The following is a 15711-nucleotide window of genomic DNA, read 5'->3' as shown; positions in this document are numbered from 1 at the left end:
GGTCCTGGCCTCGGCGCCGGCGGCGAACTGGGTGCCTTGCTCCGAGTCGCCATGGGAAATTCCCCAGCGACGAACCATGTATTTCCTACTGCGCGCTCCTACCCCGATCAGCACGATGTGGCCGAACCCCTTCCCTATATAGGAACACTGCACCATGGCTGAAACCCATCGGCTTCAGATCGGCTCTCTCCGCAGCGATGTCGCCCTGACGCTTCACACCTATCACGCCGCCCGCATCTGGACCGGCCGGCAGAAGTCGGATGCCAAGCACAGCATCCTCGGCCTCTCCGGCTTCTGCGCATACGTGAATCGCATGCACCGCGGGGCAGCACAGGACGATCCGTACTCCGACTGGTGGCTGGTTCAGATCGAAGAGAAAGTCGAGAGCTGCCAAGCCGCACTCAAGGCCATCGACCAGCGACTGGATGACGTCATGGCCAAGCTGCCCGCGACCCTCGATATCTCCGAGAACCTGTCCGTCACACCGGTCAAGGTCCCGTTGTTCATCTCCAACCCTCTCGGCTTCAAGGCAGTCTATCTCCTGACCAACTACGACGAACTCGCCCGTCGAATCCTGCTGGCCCAGCACGTCGGGCTGGTCGGTCGCCGCGACATGGAGGTCTGGCTCGACGAAGGTGCATCGGTGCTGCGCAGTCTTTTTGGTCTGGCCCAGAGCTACCAGTTCACGGGCGCCACTCGCGACGACTTCGCCGCAAACAATGCTCGCGCCGAAGCCGCGCGGAAGATGTACGAGAAGTTCGGCGAGATCCCGCAGGACATCCTGGAGGGCACCCGACGCTCGAACTTCGCTCCGCCGATCACCCGGGGCCGCTCTGACAGTGATGCCGATGATGACGCTGACCGTGTCGAGCTTGAGGACTGATCGGAATGCGGCAGCCCGATAAGGACCAGCAAGGCGCTCTGCAACAAAGTGCCTTCCGCCCACTGCAACAAACTGCCTTCCAGGCGCTGCAACACAGTGCCTCACTAAAAGGCCTTTTAAAGCCTTTTAAAGGTAAGGGGGAGCTGGCCCAGTTGGCGGAACAGTGCGAAGCCCTGGAGCAGGGATTACTGGAACTTGCCCAGGGACTGCTGGCCCAGGTTCGTCGCCCCCCCTTCACTCTACTGCCCACCCGACTCATCGAGCAGCGCACATCCGCCCGCACAACCTTTCTTCGCTGGCAGCACATTGCATCCCGGCGGATGGGCGTCGGGGTGTGGACGGAAATGCTGCGCCAGGACAAGACCCCGGAATACCTGCTGCAAGACCTCTACGAGATGGAGCTGCAGCGCATCACCCTCAACATGCAGATCAGCCTGATCCACTCCATCGGCAAGCAGGCCGCAGAGTGCGCGGAAAAGATGGGCCAGGCCGAGGCCGAGTTCATGGGCCGACTGCAGCAGAGCACCAACCACCACTGACTGGAGATTCATCATGGCTACCCCCGTCTTCTGGGAAGGCAACATTGGCTCGGCGCCGGAGCACCGCAGCTTCCCCAACGGCAACAATCCCCCGCGGCAGTTGCTGCGACTGAACGTGATGTTCGACAACTCGATTCCCGATGGCCAAGGTGGCTACAAGGATCGCGGCGGCTTCTGGTGCAGCGTCGAATGGTGGCATCAGGATGCCCAGCGCTTCGCCGAACTGTTCACGAAAGGTATGCGCGTCAAGGTCGAAGGCAGGGCCATTATGGACCGCTGGCCGGACAAAGAGTCAGGCGAAGAAGTCCAGGCGCTGAAGGTCGAAGCCTCACGCATTTCCATCCTTCCGCATCGCCTGGCCGAGGTCACCCTGTTGCCGTCTACCAACGGCCAATCGACCCAGCATCAACAGTCTCGGAACGTCCCGCAGCAACCTGCTCAGCAGGATGCGCAATCGCAGCAGGACTACGACAGCGCCTTCGACGACGACATCCCCATGTAGCAGGCGGCTTAATTTTTGGCCGCCCATTCGTGAAGCTGCGGGTGGCAAGCACCACTCTTCGCCACCCGCAGCTTCGACAAAGCCCCCCGCAGGAAACTCCGCCATGAACAGCAAAGATGACCAAGCAGGCTCACATTGCTCATTTCGGGATCGCGATGAGCCGTTGACCAGGCAGCCCCTCAGCGCCGACGAGATATCAGTTCTGAAGTGCATGGCGCTTATGGAGGAAGAAGATCGCGCATCCTTCATCAGGATGGCCCAAGGCATTGCCGACGCGACGGTGAAACGCCGGTCTTAATTTTCCGCGCCCACTCGTGAAGTTGCAGGTGGCAAGAACCTCTCTTCGCCGCCCGCAGCCTCGACAAGCATTCCAGCGACTGGAGCAACCGCAATGAACAGTTATGCCGGCAAAAGCTGATAGACCAGCATCCTTAATTTTGGCCGCCCATTCGTGAAGTCTCTGGTGGCAAGGGCTTCCGAATCGGAAATCTCGACCAGTACGAGGTGCAGTGTGTCAAAGAGAGCGACTGATACCGACAAGCTGGACAGACGACACTTCAACGATCCCCACCGGACTGTACGGGCTATTGGTGCTGAGGCCGCGCGGAAAGGGCTACGGGTGTTCGACTGCCCCTACAGTCATCCTGCGATGCGGGCGTCCTGGTTGAAAGGGTTTGCCCAGGAGCAGCAACAACAGCTCGATTTCTGAAAGCTGAGCTCCCTTTTCCTCTCGGTTCTTCCCGGCGAGACCTGGCAGATGGACATTTGTCCTACTTATTCGTCGCCCAGGGGTTCCAACTCCCCGTAGAGGGGGATTTCATCCAAGTACATGTCTTCGGGACGGGCCAGCTCATAGGCGCGGAGAATCTTATGTGCCAGGGCAACTGCTTGATCCTTCGGAACAACTAAACGCACTAGGTCGGGGTAGTGGGACTTTCCGGCCCAGATAGTTTGTCCTTTGCCTACTGTGAATTCGTGATCCTTTGTAGCCATGCTGGTTTCCTCGTTACTAAGCAGCCGGAGTGGGCTGCGGGCCAACCAGATACTCGCCGTCACGGAGCCAAGACTGCTCAGCGCCGTTGAGCGATTTGAATTTCCTTCCCCACTTCGCCCGGTTGATCAGCACCGGGAGAGGCTCGGAGACACCGTTCTCGAAGTGCCAAAACAGGCCTTCGATCTCGGGCACGCTTGTGAACTTGTCCACTCCTGTTTTCCTCGGCTATACGATTGGGGTGACCCAATCCTCAACTCTCAAGCCGGGTACGCGGTCGAACTCGCGGCGGTTATTGGTGACCACGATCAGGCCCTGAGAGCGGGCGTGCCCGGCGATCATCTGGTCATAGGGGCCGATTTGCTTGCCGAGGCGGGCCAGTTCAGCGCGGAGCTGGCCGGTGTGGGCGGCAGCGTCCTGGTCGTACTTGAGCACCTCCAGACGAGCAGCGAAGCCTTCCACGTCTGCAAGATTGCGCGAGGGGTTCGAGGACTTCTCTGCGCCGTAGATCAGCTCCATCAGCGTCACGGTGCTGATGCACATCTGGTCGTGATGGCGCAGGAACGCCTCGCGCACCTCTTGCGGACGTTTTTTGATGGTGAAGATGCAGATGTTGGTGTCAAGCATGAACTTGAGCATCAGAAAGTCTCGCGCTCCTGATCGGCAGGCTGTTCACGCTCTGCCATAAAGTCGGCAGTAACGCCCTCGCCATCGAACCAGCTATCCCAAGACTCACCGGCAGGCGTGATGATTCTGGCGCGCCCCACAGCGACCACATCCACACGCTTAACGTCATCAGGAAGCGCGACGGCCTTGGGCAGTCTTACGGCCTGGCTACGATTGCTCTGAAAAACAGAACCTTGTTCCACGATACACCTCATGGGATATATCAAACGTATATCCCATAGTATTCACCTCTCGGGATATGTCAATGGGATATACGACAATGGCTTTATAACGCGACCTCGAAGGCCCGCCGAATGGCGTCCTGACACAAGCCAAGCTAGGTCTTGGAATGGTCCAGGCAGGTGTGCACGTTGCCCAGGAGCAGCAACAGCAGCTCGACTTCTGATGACGTTACCCTTCAGCTCCTCCCGAAAACTGCAACAGCGCACCGTCCATTTCGCATTGTTGGCCAGCTCTCTGATCGCGACAGTTCGACCGACTGTTCCGAGAGATTCCGCCGATGCACCTCGTAATCATTGAAGCCCCGGGCAAGCTGAAAAAGCTGAGGTCCCTTCTACCCTCGATTCGTCCCGACGTGACCTGGCAGGTCGAGGCGACAGCCGGCCACATCAGAGACCTCCCCGTTCACGGCCAGGATCCGCAGATGCTCACCGTCGGCGTGGGCCAGGATTTCAAACCGCACTACCAGATCCTCTCGGGCAAGGAAAAAACCGTTGCACGGCTGAAGGAGCTGCAGCAGAAAGCGCTGGAGATCTACGTCGCATCCGACCCGGATCGCGAAGGCGAAAGCATCGGCTGGCACATCCTCCAGGCTGCCGGGATCAAGAACTACAAGCGCGTTGCCTTCAAGGAAATCACCAAGTCGTGCATCAGCGCCGAGCTCAACTCGCCGCGCCGTCTGGACCTCCCGAAGGTCGCCTCGCAGGAATGCCGTCGCGTCATCGATCGCCTGGTGGGGTATCTGGTCACGCCAGAGCTGCGGCGCGTGATGGGCAGGCCAACCACCGCCGGGCGCGTGCAGTCCGTCGCGGTGTACCTGGTAGTCCTGCGAGAGCGGGAGATTCGCGCCTTCACAGCAATCAAGCACTTCGGGGTGGAACTGGCCTTCGTTTCGCCCAGCGACGGCCGCACCTGGAAGGCGGAGTGGGATCCAGTGCCCACGTTTGCCAGCAAGGAGTTCCCGTATGTCCAGGATCGTCAACTCGCAGAACTGGTGGGGGCTATACGCAATGTCATCGTCGAGACCTGCATCGATGGCGAAGAAACCGATACGCCTCCGGCACCGTTCATCTCCTCCTCGCTCCAGATGGCCGCCGGGAATGCGCTGAAGTGGTCACCCGACAAGACGATGAAGATCGCCCAGCGGCTGTATGAACAGGGGCTCATCACCTACCACCGGACGGACAACCCCAATATTTCGAAGGACTCCATGCCGGATATCCGTGCTGTCGCCAAGGCATTGGGGCTGAAGTGTGTTGAGCAACAGCGGATGTTCAAGGCTGACCAGGACGCCCAAGAGGGCCACCCCGCCATCACCCCTACCGATTGGACGGCCGCTACCGCCGGTGAAACTGCTGATGAGCAGGCCCTGTACCAGCTCATTCGAGTTCGTGCGCTTGCCAGCCAGATCGAAGCTGCCGTGTACGCAGTGAGAACCATCACCCTCCTGGGCGTCGGCCCCGACAAAAAGCCGCTGCGCTTCGGCGCCAAAGGGAAGCTGTTGAACGTGCCTGGCTGGAGAAAACTGCTGCAGGGTGATGACGCAGAGGAGCAGAAGAACGAAAGGCCTTCAAACACCATCCCGGCGCTGGAGTCAGGCCAGATACTCAAGGTCTACAGCGGCGAGGTCCTGGAGAAGAAAACCACCCCTCCCAACCGATTCACCGACGCCAGCCTGGTGGGCGAGATGAAGCGCCGCGGGATTGGTCGGCCATCCTCCTACGCCTCGATCGTGAAGAACATCATCGACAAGGGCCAGGTGCAGATGAAGGGGCGAAGCCTGATCCCCGGCGAGCTGGGAGAGGCCACCATCGCGCTCCTGGAGCACAACTTCAGCTTCCTCAGCCTCGACTTCACCCGCAACCTCGAGGTCGCCTTGGACCGGATCGCCAACAGCGAGGACACCTACATGAACGTGGTCCAGCAGTTCTACCAGCTACTACAGACACAGCTGCAGACACTCCGCGCGCTCCCCAGCGCACAGGACGAACCACGCGCAAGCTCCACCGCCAGTATCTCCTCGGCGCCGACCAGCGACTTCCTTTGCGGCAAGTGCGGTCTGCCCCTGGTTCACCGCAAGAAAGCCGGCAAGGGCGGCTTCGACTTCTGGGGTTGCAGCGGCTATCGCACCATAGGGTGCAAGGTTAGCTACCCCACCAAGAGCGGCCGGCCTGACTTCGACAACCCGCGCGGGCTATAGGTAATACATGAACATGCAAACCAGCACCGACAGGAACCTCAATTTCGACTTCGTGCGCAGGCAAGTCGAGCAACCGCCAGCATGGGCCTCAGAGGTCCTGCGCTCATGGGAGGAAGCCTACCCCCAGGAAAAGCACGCCTTCCTTCAAAGCCACTACTGGACCGAGACGGGATCGATCAATGTGTTCCGCGTCGTGGGTACGGACCATTGGGATTACCAAGGAAAGTCCTGGCTCGACTTCCTCACTGGCGGCAAGCGAATGCAGCGAAACCTGCAGGCCTTGCTGGACAACCCGAGCTACTACCTGCAGCCAACGGAGCGCAGGCCCGCGATCCACTACAACACGCTCGATGGCTTGAGCTTCTACGTCGGCTCCGACGGCAACCACCGCACCTGTATTGCCCGATTCTTCCTGGCCGAACAGCAGAAAAGCCAGCTTCACGACGTGACGCTCAACCACTACCAGGTCAACGACAGCTTCTACCGCCTGTACGGGCAACTTCGGCAACTGCTCCTGCTACAGGGTCTGCCTGTGCAAATTCATCCGGAGCGCGTGCAGTTAGGTCGGGAAGATACTGCTGGCTGGAAGATGGATACTTACCAGACCACATTGAACTGGTTGAACCTCAAGACCCAGGTGGAAATTTCTCTGAACGAAGCCCAGGCGCGGGAGCAACTAATCAACCTCATGCGGGGAAAGCCGTCTGAAGGGCAATCACGGGATTGGAAAACACGACTGAAATTGCTTATTTCGGGCTGAGTTACTGATCAGTTGCGCAATTGCGCTTACTTGACCGCCTGATTGCATTCGACTTGACCAAGCATTTGCATCGGATCTGACCAGCAGAGAGCGACGCAAAGCGGACGGTTGCTTGCCTAGCGAATAGGCAGTAGCGCACCAAAGGCCACAAAGAATCCACCACACACTCGATTGAAACGCCGCCCCGCTCGTGCCAACCAGGGGCGCACGCGATTGGCGGCGCTGGCTACACCGAACTCCACCGCGAACTCCACCACTGCATAGGTCAGTGCCATGACTATCGTCTGGAGCAGAAGATTCTGCTGCGAATCGATAAAGGGCGTGATGAATGCGGTGAACAGCAGCAGCGCTTTGGGGTTGGAAATGGCGGACAGCAGCCCCTGACGAAATAGCGACCACCGGCTCGAGTTGGAAAGATCGCCCAGGGAGAGGGTCACTGGCTCCGAACGCCAGATGTTGACGCCAAGCCAGATGAGATAGAGCCCACCGACAACCTTCAGAACGGTCAGCCAGAGCATCGATGCCTTCAGCAGTGCGCCCAGGCCGAGCACACACAGCGCGATCATGGCGATGAAGCCGATGACGCCACCGGTAATCGTGAAAAGCGTCTTGCGGTTGCCATGAAGCGCGCCGTGGGTGAGAACGAGCAGCGCGTTGGGGCCGGGGACGACCGAGATGCCACAGCACGTCAGCAGATAGAACAGCCAGGTATCGAAGTGCATGAAATCTCCAGGATTAATTCCGCCGGCGGCGCGCCAGTGGATCATGCAAAGACTTTGGCTGGACGAAAAGCGCATAATCTAGCAATCAGCTATTCGTTTATCGAATGCAGGAGCTATGCAGATGTCGCCTCGGGATCTACAGATCGATTGGCTGAAGTGCTTCGTTGCGGCGGTTGATACGGGCTCTCTGTCCAGCGCCGCCACTGAGGTGCACCGGTCGCAATCCGCTGTGAGCATGCAGCTCAAGAAGCTGGAGGCGGCGCTCGGTCGCCAGGTGCTGAGCCGGGGGCCACGGCATCTTGAATTGACTGAGGACGGGCAGACGCTGCTGGGCTACGCCCGACGGATGCTAGCGTTGCACGCCGAGACCCAGGCTGCCTTCTGGGGCGAGGAGCTTACCGGGAAAATTCGCCTGGGTGTCGCGGAGGACTATGCGGCGCACTACCTCACGCCGGTCTTGAAACGTTTTGCACCACGGCACGGTGGCGTCGAGATCGAGTTGAGCTGCGAACAATCGACCGCACTTATCCCCCGCGTGATGAGTGGCGACCTGGATCTGGCATTGGTTTCGCGCGACAACCCACGGCGGGGCGCTTTCCTTTTCCAGGAGCCCATGGTCTGGGTGGGTTCCGCGCAGTTCGATCTGTGGCGACGCGATCCATTGCCCATTGCGGTCTACGAGTCGGCCAGCCTCGCACGTCGATGCGCCGTGGATTCTCTGGCCCGGCAAGGCCGTCGATACAAAGTCGTTTACAACAGTTCGAGTCTGGCGGGGCAGATCGCTGCCGTTGAGAGCGGCATCGCGGTGGCAGTACTGACACGCTGCACCGTGCCGACCCACCTTCAGATTCTGGGGCGGGAACACGATCTGGGACCGCTGGAGTCCATGGACGTTGCCGTCTATCGCAGCAAGGCATCGCAGGGCTCCAAGGCAGTGGCCAGTCTCAGGAGCTTCCTGATTAGAACGCTTTCCTCATCACCAACTGGATGACACCTAGTTCGACCAACGTCCACTCCTGGCCGGTTGCTGCCGATAATGGTTTCAAACCGTTCTGGCCAAATCCGATGCAGTCGGTGGTCAGAACGAATGCAAACGGATAGTCAAGTGCAGTGCTATTTCGCCATCAGCCTTGCACCATTATGTCAGCCAGCTACCCTCACTCATACACGCTGTTTATACGCGGCGTGTTCCTCACCTCCGACAAGCCTGCCCCCGCACCCAGGCTTGTCGGGGGTTCTCTTTGAGGCCAGAGCGATGAAAGGCACAGTTTTCGGCATATTCGCCCTTCTGTTCTTGGTGATTTCACTGAGCACGTACTTAATGCTCCAAGCCCCGTAGAGGTGAGAAATCCCCCCCTCTGAACTGAACATTTCCCATCGATCCGTAGCACACCGACCAGCCACAGTGCTGCTCGCTTACACAGGAGCATGCGCGTGGCACCACTCGACAACGCCCCCCCTAGCAGGCCGCTACAGGATCCATCCCTGGCCCGCTACAGCGAGCGGCAGCTCGCCGTCGCCAACACCTGGGCAACGCATTTCTCCCTCGTAGGGACAGCTCGAACCAAGTTCATCCGTCACTACCTGCGCAGCACATCTACGAGCAGGTGCTGGTGCATCACCGTCGCGGCTGACAACGGTGTGCGTTATACCATCATGCGTGCAGGGCCGCTGCTCCAGGTATTCGACGGTCAACTGATCGGTGCGTGGGAGTGCAAGCCTGCCCATCGTATCCCGGCAAGCACGCCGTCTCCAGCAGGGGCCTTGAAGCTGCTACAGCGCCTTCAAAAGTTCGACGACGCAGTTGCTGTACTCAGCTCATACACAAAGCGAGCGCACGACCTAGCCACACAGATGGCCAGGGACGATCTCGGACTTCAACATCGCCTCGTGTATCCGAGCCACAGGAACAAGCGCTACTACGCGCCAAGGCACCAGTTCTACTTGAAGCAGATCGGAGCGGTCTTGCGAACCTTCAGACAGTCCCTGGACCAAGACCTGCTGTTCGCCATCCGCTCGGTTCGGTGCCTCTCGCCCCAGCTCTACAACTGGCTCGCTCAAGGCGACCAAGTGCGCCGGCTACAAATGTTGAAGGCTCAGCCGGTCTTGACGCCACTACTGGTGGATTGCGAGGAGGGAGTCTGGCCCTACACGACGACCAATGACAACGGCGAGAGCATCCGCCATTACCTTCCTTGCCCCTTTTCCCTGCTCGACAGTGAACGACCGCAGGCCGCCGCCATGCCATGCGACTTGTACCTCGATATGGGCCGTATTCTGGGGCAGGTCGCGGACGAAGGGATTTCGGTCATCAACTTTTTCGCCTGGCTATTTCAGGCGCCGCGGGCCTCGATTCGATTTCTTAGTCACGTCAGCCCCGGCCGTGCGGGAGGAGCTCTCTTCCATCGCAAACGGGAAGGCCGATATTCGGGTTGGCATGCTCTCCTACTGGCTGCATCGCTAGGTAACCGGCGGCCGATCACTCGCGCTCAATGGACAGCATTCTATGCCGCCTATAATGCGATCCCCTGGCAAATTCACAATGCCAAGCCCGACTACAACCGTCTCTTCAACGGCTGCCCGTCGGATTGGCAGGATCCGGCATGGCTTGCAATCACTGCACGGCTGAGCGACATCAAGGAGTTCTATTCCGCCCTCGACCAGGGGAACTCACAGGTTGTTTGGCAGGCGCGCAGCGCCCTGAAAGCGTATCTGGGTCATTGTACCTACCGACAGGCTGGCAACCTGGTGGACGACTACCACCAGGTCCAGAGGGAGCTGCGTACCGCAGTGCAGAGCAGCCTGCCCGATCTGATCGACACCGACGAGTACACCACCTGGGAGGGAATGCTGTCTGTCGGCCTTATCGATTGCCCTAATGGCCTGCAGATCGTCGAGCTCCGCTGTCCTGCCGACCTCTATGCCGAACATATCGCTCTGGCACATTGCATCGATAGCTACGACCAGGCCGCCTACCGAGGAGACTGCCGACTGCTCTCAGTACGTGAGGCTGGTCGTCCGCTGGCCTCTGCCGAATTGGAGCTCAGGCGTGAGCATGGCGAGCCTATAGGTAGGCCCTGGAATCCCAAGCACCTTTCCACGGTGCAACTGCGCGAATTCGATAATGCCCCCGTGCCGACAGACTCGCCTGCCGGCCAGGCATACCGCTGGTTCATGGAACGGATTCGCTCGGGAGCCATAGCGACGAACCTGAACTGGCCCGACATGACCGTCCACATGACGCGCTTCGCCAATGGCCGCTGGAAGGCGGGCCTCGCCGAAGCCACGGCGAAGTGGCTGCTCACTCGGTTGGAAGACCGATGAACCGTCCACGCCTGATCAACCGTACCTCCGCGACACGTTCGACGCTTCTGCAGCGGGCGATCTTCGACGGCTACGACTTCGGCTTGAAGATCCCCTATATCGCAGGCAGCAACCGCGCGCTGCTGGAGCTATCCGGCTTCTTCATCAGCGCCCGGGAGCATCCGTTGCACCGCTACTGGCGGGTCCCCAAGGGCAAGCTGCTGCCTGAACTGGACACTCTGTACAACCGTCTCGCCGAGCTCGCTGGAGGCCTTCACTCCCAGTCCTGGCGGGAGTTCAGCTCCTTGGTCGAATCCGCGCAGGCCTCGCTTGACCGACAGGTCTTCACCTGGGGGATGCTGCTGCGCATCGCGCCCCTGGCCGAGGGAGGCGTCCTACTGTCAGGCGAGTTCCATCCTGGTGTGGTGGCGGTGGCTCGGCGGATGCGCGGGGTATTCCTGCGCCCATCGAGCTCCTGGCGCATCGACACCACTCCCGAGCTGCTCCGAAGCAACCTGATTCTGGAGCTTGGCCTCGCCGAGGAACAATTCGAGATTCTGGATACTGTCCAGGAGCTGCTCAGCGACGGCAGCTTCGCGCCGTCGACCGAGCTGCCCAGCATGAGCATCGGCGGTCCACAGCAGGAACCGGCAGCGCCATCCCTGGAGGACGAGTCAGCCTCTGACATCTACCTCGCCGCGGTGCCGGAGATCGAGCGCACCGAGTACAGCTCGGCTGATATCGAGGCGGCGCTCCAGGGCTACTCACTACTGGCCCACCAGCCTGACGGCATCGCTCATCTGCTGCAGAGGACCAGCGCCTTACTGGCCGACGACATGGGACTGGGCAAGACCCGCCAGGCGGTCATCGCCGCTTCGATCCGCGCGGCGGGCAGACCAATTCTGGTCATCACCCTGGCCACCCTGCTGATCAATTGGCAGCGGGAGATCCAGGAGGTCTATCCCTCGGCCACCGTGGCCATCCAGCAGGACACCCCAGAGGCGCAGTGGATACTCGTCAACTACGAGCAGTTGAGCCCTCTCGTCGCCAACGCTTCGCGCTTCGCCGTGATGGTCATCGACGAGGCGCAACGGATGAAGGAACCGACGGCGCAATGCACGCGGCACGGTTTCGACATTGCCGCCCAAGTGCCGAACCGCTACCTGCTTACCGGCACGCCGGTGCTCAACCGCGAGACCGAGCTGCACACCCTGCTGCGCCTCTCAGGCCACCCCATCGGCCAACTGCCGCTGAAAGAGTTCTGCGACCGTTTCGCCGGCAACCCGGGGTTCCGCCAGAGTCTGCGGGCGGAGCTGGGTGACTGGATGCTGCGCAGGCGCAAAGATGTGCTGCCCAGCCTCAAGGGCAAGCAGCGGCAGTTGCTGAAGGTGGCTCTCTCCAGCGAGGAACGCCAGCAGTACGAGATGCTGCGCCTCGAGGACCGACCGGTCTTCGCGCGACTCGGCGCGCTGCGGCGTTACCTGGAAACGGTGAAGGTTCGCGTGGCGATGGACCTGTTGAGCGAGCTCGACGCCGAGGACAAGGTGATCCTGTTCTGCGAGTTCAAGCCGACCGTGGCTGCGCTGAAGGAACTCTGCGAGCAGGCCGGGCTCGGCTGCGTCACGCTGGTGGGCAATGACTCGCTCACCAAGCGGCAGAAGGCGATCGATCGCTTCCAGCAGGATCCCGACTGCCGAGTGTTCATCTGCACTACGGCGGCCGCAGGGACGGGCAACAACCTCACTGCGGCGAACTACGTGTTTTTCCTCGGCCTGCCCTGGACTCCCGGTCAGCAGGAACAAGCCGAAGACCGCGCGTACCGAAACGGCCAGCTCCGCATGGTCGTGGTGAAAATCCCACTGGTCGAGGCCACGATCGACGAGCAACTGTGGCAACTGCTCAACGCGAAACGCCAGGTTGCCCAGGACCTCATCGAGCCCGAGCAGGTCGACGGAAACCGCGCGCTTTTAGCCGCAAGCCTAACTGGATAAAAAAGCCCTGATCCTCCGCCGAGTATTTCCTGCTGAAGCATGGCGGATGGCCTGCCACTGTGTGCCCCATCATCAAAGGGGGCCTCAATGACCAGGCAGTTGACCACTCTCACGCTGTGCCTGCTGCTCGCCAGCTGCACGACCCACAAGGCTGAGCCGGCCAGGCCAGCCTTCGACAGCAGCCGCAATCCAGACCTGCTCTCCCCGGACCTGTATCCAAACGGCGTGCAGCCGGAGAAAGAGCCCGTCGTGCGCTACGGGCGCTACACCCTGGTCAGCACCCAGCCTGATGCCGGTCAACGCGACCTGATGGCCCAGATCATCGACGTAACCATCCCGTCGAGCATGAACCCGAGCGTCAAGGACGCCATGCAGTACGTGATGAGCCGCTCGGGTTACTCGCTATGCCCGGCAGACGCCGGTCATGTGAACATCCTCTACACCCGGCCGCTGCCGGCAGCTCAGTACAAGCTTGGCCCGATGACCCTGCGCAACACCCTCCAGGTCCTCTCCGGCCCAGCCTGGCAGGTTAAGGTCGACGAGGTCGCGCGGCAGGTCTGCTTCGTGCTGCGCCCGGGCTATCAACTTCCCCCGGCGCCGAGGCCGATACCGGTCCAGCAACTGTATGCGAAGCCCGCTGCCCCAACTCCGCCGGCGGTAGCGCAACCCTCCTCCACGGAGAAAGTCAGCACGCTGGAGTCGCCCATCGTGGTCGCCTCGGTGCCGATCACAACCAGCCCCGCTCCGGCCAAGAAGCCTGAATCCACCACTGTGCTCCCCCCAGCCGCACCGGCCAAGGATGGCCACCCCTCTTCTCCTCCTCCCGCGGCTTCGGCACCGATCGAGCCCCCGGCTTCCGCCGTGAAGTCCACGCCGCCCACTCCGGCCACCGTGGCTTCCGCCCCACCGGTCAAGGTGCTCACGCCGGCGGAACCGAGCCGGCCGCTGGCACAGGCCTGGTCAGCCGAGACGGGATCAACCCTGCGCGACACCTTGGAAGCTTGGGCAAAGCGCGCACGCTGGACCGTCCGCTGGGAGCCGCAGGATCTCAACTATCCGATCGAGGCTCCCCTGACCTTCCACGGCTCCTTCGAGGACGCGGTATCCGAGCTGTTCCCACTGTATGACGCTGCCGAACGGCCCTTCCTGGTGAACGCCAGCCGCCCGCAGTCCCTGATCATCATCAAGGAGCGCAAGAACTGATGCGTGCCCCCCTGAAGAACCTCTTGGCTTGCCTCCTGATCCCCGCGCTGGCCAGTTGCTCGGTCACGCGGGTGAACGAGTCGGCGGATCGTGTCGAAGCTACGGCAGATTCCGCGTCTACGATCGCAGCGCAGATGCGCAACACCCGACCGGATCGGCGCGATACGGTGGTGTTCTCCGACAAACCCTGGGTCAGCACGAAACCCCTGAGCGTTTCGCACACCTTGTCCAGTGACTGCATCGTAACGTGGCGCCCTTCAGGCGCAGCGTCGCTGCAGGAGGCCGCCCAGGAAGTCATCAACCAATGCCACATGGCGGTCAGTATCACGCCCGACGCGCTGAACCCGGCCGCCTTCGCCCTACAACCTCAGCAGCGCGCGAGCAACGCCCCGCCGCCCATCCAAGGCGGCCAGGACATGGCCACCATGCTGTTTCCTGCCTCCGTCGCCAACGGCATGTCGCTCGGTGCCGGCGGCAGCATGGGGTCGAGCTTCGGGTCCTACGGCCCGCGGTCTCTGTACAACATCAAATGGAACGGCAAAGTCAGCGGGTTCCTCGATCTCATCGCCGCCCGCGCTGGCGTGTCCTGGCGCTACAACCCAACCGAGAAACGGGTCGAGTTCTACTACCTGGACACTCGGACCTTCCGCATCTACGCCTTTGACGACGTCAACACGGTGGACTCCACCGTGCGTTCCGGTATGACGACGGCCGCCGGCATCAGCGGGGACGGCTCCGGATCCACCGGACAGAATGGCAGCTCCGGCATCAGCGGCGACTCCGGCAGCAAGCAGACCACCAGCTCGGAGCTGAAGACATCGATCCTCAGCGACATCGAGAACAGCATCAACTCGATGCTGACGCCGAGCATGGGACGCATGTCGCTGTCGCGTGCCACGGGCACCCTGACCGTCACCGACCGTCCAGAGGTCCTCAACCGTGTCCAGCATCTGGTCAACCGGGAGAACGAGAGCATCACCAAGCAGGTGCTGCTGAACGTCAACGTGCTCTCGGTCGCCCTCACCGACAAGGATCAACTGGGGATCGACTGGAACCTGGTCTACAAGTCGCTCAACAACAAGTGGGGCATCGGCCTGAAGAACACCATGCCGGGCATCGACCAAAGTGCGATCTCCGGCTCCGTGAGCATCCTGGATACCGCCAACAGCGCCTGGGCAGGATCCAAGGCCATGGTCCAGGCGCTGGCCCAGCAGGGCCGCGTCTCGACCGTCCGCTCCCCGTCCGTGACCACGCTCAACCTCCAGTCGGCGCCGATCCAGATCGGCCGCTACGACAGCTACCTGGCCTCCAGCCAGATCTCCAACGTCGCCCAGGTCGGCAGTACCACCTCGCTGATCCCGGGCGCCGTGACCAGCGGCTACAACATGAGCCTGCTGCCGTTCGTGATGGAAAGCGGCGAGATGCTGCTGAAGATCAACATCAACATGACCTCCCGGCCGACGTTCGAAATGCAGACCAGCGGGGACTCCAAAGCCCAGTTCCCGAGCTACGACATACAACTGTTCGACCAGAAGGTACGCCTGCGCAGTGGCGAGACCTTGGTACTCTCCGGCTTCGACCAGACCACCGAGGACACCAACAAGGTCGGCACCGGCGACGCTGGGTTCTTCGGGCTTGGCGGCGGGTTGACCCGCAATACCAAGCGCGAGGTCATCGTGGTGCTGATCACCCCCGTCGTGCTGGGCTGAAC

The 15711-nt window shown here is 61.1% G+C and carries 17 protein-coding genes; 12 read left to right on the top strand and 5 right to left on the bottom strand.

The genetic code is table 11. From position 1 onward, the window contains the following. Positions 1-154 precede the first annotated feature (154 nt). From HMPREF2914_RS17490 to crpP, 5 genes are all read left to right on the top strand, one after another. Entirely contained in the window at positions 155-883 is a 729-nt protein-coding gene (locus HMPREF2914_RS17490; protein ID WP_031275718.1) for a PFL_4669 family integrating conjugative element protein, read from the top strand. A gap of 5 nt (positions 884-888) precedes the next feature. Next, on the top strand, positions 889-1422 hold the full coding sequence (locus tag HMPREF2914_RS17485; RefSeq protein ID WP_003134105.1) for a DUF3158 family protein: 534 nt from the start codon (positions 889-891) through the stop codon (positions 1420-1422). A gap of 13 nt (positions 1423-1435) precedes the next feature. Beyond that, positions 1436-1924, top strand: a complete 489-nt coding sequence (locus tag HMPREF2914_RS17480; protein ID WP_003134107.1) for a single-stranded DNA-binding protein — start codon at positions 1436-1438, stop codon at positions 1922-1924. Positions 1925-2027: 103 nt separating this feature from the next. After that, positions 2028-2222: a hypothetical protein gene (locus HMPREF2914_RS17475; RefSeq protein ID WP_033945044.1), complete on the top strand. Its 195-nt coding sequence runs from the start codon at positions 2028-2030 to the stop codon at positions 2220-2222. A 213-nt stretch (positions 2223-2435) separates the two neighbouring features. Beyond that, a complete protein-coding gene (gene crpP, locus HMPREF2914_RS31745) occupies positions 2436-2633 on the top strand; it encodes an ICE-associated protein CrpP (protein ID WP_031644039.1) in 198 nt (65 codons plus the stop codon). A gap of 65 nt (positions 2634-2698) precedes the next feature. Here crpP and HMPREF2914_RS17470 read toward each other — a convergent pair whose 3' ends face one another. Genes HMPREF2914_RS17470 through vapB form a run of 4 tightly spaced genes read right to left on the bottom strand, consistent with a single transcriptional unit; the run spans position 2699 to position 3796 of the window. After that, positions 2699-2917, bottom strand: a complete 219-nt coding sequence (locus HMPREF2914_RS17470) for a hypothetical protein (protein ID WP_033945042.1) — start codon at positions 2915-2917, stop codon at positions 2699-2701. A gap of 16 nt (positions 2918-2933) precedes the next feature. Continuing rightward, positions 2934-3128: a hypothetical protein gene (locus tag HMPREF2914_RS17465; RefSeq protein ID WP_023094845.1), complete on the bottom strand. Its 195-nt coding sequence runs from the start codon at positions 3126-3128 to the stop codon at positions 2934-2936. Positions 3129-3143: 15 nt separating this feature from the next. Then, positions 3144-3554, bottom strand: coding sequence for a type II toxin-antitoxin system tRNA(fMet)-specific endonuclease VapC (vapC, locus tag HMPREF2914_RS17460; protein WP_033945041.1), 411 nt, complete (start codon positions 3552-3554; stop codon positions 3144-3146). Beyond that, the gene (vapB, locus tag HMPREF2914_RS17455; RefSeq protein ID WP_168928567.1) at positions 3554-3796 is read right to left on the bottom strand and encodes a type II toxin-antitoxin system VapB family antitoxin; all 243 of its coding nucleotides are present in this window, start codon (positions 3794-3796) and stop codon (positions 3554-3556) included. The genes vapC and vapB overlap by 1 nt, the downstream gene beginning before the upstream one ends. Positions 3797-4101: 305 nt before the next feature. Between vapB and topA the strand changes: the two genes are divergently transcribed. Then, positions 4102-6021, top strand: a complete 1920-nt coding sequence (gene topA / locus HMPREF2914_RS17450; RefSeq protein WP_033945040.1) for a type I DNA topoisomerase — start codon at positions 4102-4104, stop codon at positions 6019-6021. A 13-nt stretch (positions 6022-6034) separates the two neighbouring features. After that, a complete protein-coding gene (locus tag HMPREF2914_RS17445) occupies positions 6035-6781 on the top strand; it encodes a hypothetical protein (RefSeq protein ID WP_058199490.1) in 747 nt (248 codons plus the stop codon). A gap of 116 nt (positions 6782-6897) precedes the next feature. Here the strand turns inward: HMPREF2914_RS17445 and HMPREF2914_RS17440 are convergent, their stop codons facing one another. Further along, entirely contained in the window at positions 6898-7503 is a 606-nt protein-coding gene (locus HMPREF2914_RS17440) for a LysE family translocator (protein ID WP_033945032.1), read from the bottom strand. A 121-nt stretch (positions 7504-7624) separates the two neighbouring features. On the opposite strand from HMPREF2914_RS17440, the gene HMPREF2914_RS17435 reads away from it, so the two are divergent. The 5 genes from HMPREF2914_RS17435 to HMPREF2914_RS17415 all read left to right on the top strand — a co-directional run bounded on the left by HMPREF2914_RS17435 (position 7625) and on the right by HMPREF2914_RS17415 (position 15709). After that, positions 7625-8494 carry a LysR family transcriptional regulator gene (locus HMPREF2914_RS17435; protein ID WP_023094849.1) on the top strand — a complete coding sequence of 290 codons (870 nt, stop codon included), beginning with the start codon at positions 7625-7627 and terminating at the stop codon, positions 8492-8494. Positions 8495-8937: 443 nt separating this feature from the next. Then, on the top strand, positions 8938-10827 hold the full coding sequence (locus HMPREF2914_RS17430) for a hypothetical protein (protein ID WP_033945085.1): 1890 nt from the start codon (positions 8938-8940) through the stop codon (positions 10825-10827). Then, entirely contained in the window at positions 10824-12797 is a 1974-nt protein-coding gene (locus tag HMPREF2914_RS17425) for a DEAD/DEAH box helicase (protein WP_003134119.1), read from the top strand. Before HMPREF2914_RS17430 ends, HMPREF2914_RS17425 begins: the two co-directional genes overlap by 4 nt. 87 nt (positions 12798-12884) lie before the next feature. Further along, positions 12885-14000 (top strand): PFGI-1 class ICE element type IV pilus protein PilL2, encoded by a 1116-nt coding sequence (locus HMPREF2914_RS17420; protein ID WP_033945031.1) that lies wholly within the window; start codon positions 12885-12887, stop codon positions 13998-14000. Then, positions 14000-15709 (top strand): PilN family type IVB pilus formation outer membrane protein, encoded by a 1710-nt coding sequence (locus HMPREF2914_RS17415; RefSeq protein WP_058162721.1) that lies wholly within the window; start codon positions 14000-14002, stop codon positions 15707-15709. Before HMPREF2914_RS17420 ends, HMPREF2914_RS17415 begins: the two co-directional genes overlap by 1 nt. The last annotated feature ends 2 nt before the right edge of the window (positions 15710-15711 follow it).

The sequence above is a fragment of the Pseudomonas sp. HMSC067G02 genome, assembly GCF_001813485.1.
Taxonomy (GTDB): domain Bacteria; phylum Pseudomonadota; class Gammaproteobacteria; order Pseudomonadales; family Pseudomonadaceae; genus Pseudomonas; species Pseudomonas aeruginosa.
Note: the sequence above shows the minus strand (reverse complement) of the source record. Positions and strands in the feature narration are given on the sequence as shown.

Bases quoted from the DNA above. Each gene is read 5' to 3' on its own strand.
- HMPREF2914_RS17415 (WP_058162721.1), top strand. From the start codon at position 14,000: ATGCGTGCCCCCCTGAAGAACCTCTTGGCTTGCCTCCTGATCCCCGCG.
- HMPREF2914_RS17440 (WP_033945032.1), bottom strand. From the start codon at position 7,503: ATGCACTTCGATACCTGGCTGTTCTATCTGCTGACGTGCTGTGGCATC.
- HMPREF2914_RS17475 (WP_033945044.1), top strand. From the start codon at position 2,028: ATGAACAGCAAAGATGACCAAGCAGGCTCACATTGCTCATTTCGGGAT.
- HMPREF2914_RS17470 (WP_033945042.1), bottom strand. From the start codon at position 2,917: ATGGCTACAAAGGATCACGAATTCACAGTAGGCAAAGGACAAACTATC.
- vapC (WP_033945041.1), bottom strand. From the start codon at position 3,554: ATGCTCAAGTTCATGCTTGACACCAACATCTGCATCTTCACCATCAAA.
- HMPREF2914_RS17445 (WP_058199490.1), top strand. From the start codon at position 6,035: ATGCAAACCAGCACCGACAGGAACCTCAATTTCGACTTCGTGCGCAGG.
- HMPREF2914_RS17485 (WP_003134105.1), top strand. From the start codon at position 889: ATGCGGCAGCCCGATAAGGACCAGCAAGGCGCTCTGCAACAAAGTGCC.
- vapB (WP_168928567.1), bottom strand. From the start codon at position 3,796: ATGAGGTGTATCGTGGAACAAGGTTCTGTTTTTCAGAGCAATCGTAGC.
- HMPREF2914_RS17435 (WP_023094849.1), top strand. From the start codon at position 7,625: ATGTCGCCTCGGGATCTACAGATCGATTGGCTGAAGTGCTTCGTTGCG.
- HMPREF2914_RS17425 (WP_003134119.1), top strand. From the start codon at position 10,824: ATGAACCGTCCACGCCTGATCAACCGTACCTCCGCGACACGTTCGACG.
- HMPREF2914_RS17480 (WP_003134107.1), top strand. From the start codon at position 1,436: ATGGCTACCCCCGTCTTCTGGGAAGGCAACATTGGCTCGGCGCCGGAG.
- HMPREF2914_RS17490 (WP_031275718.1), top strand. From the start codon at position 155: ATGGCTGAAACCCATCGGCTTCAGATCGGCTCTCTCCGCAGCGATGTC.
- HMPREF2914_RS17420 (WP_033945031.1), top strand. From the start codon at position 12,885: ATGACCAGGCAGTTGACCACTCTCACGCTGTGCCTGCTGCTCGCCAGC.
- topA (WP_033945040.1), top strand. From the start codon at position 4,102: ATGCACCTCGTAATCATTGAAGCCCCGGGCAAGCTGAAAAAGCTGAGG.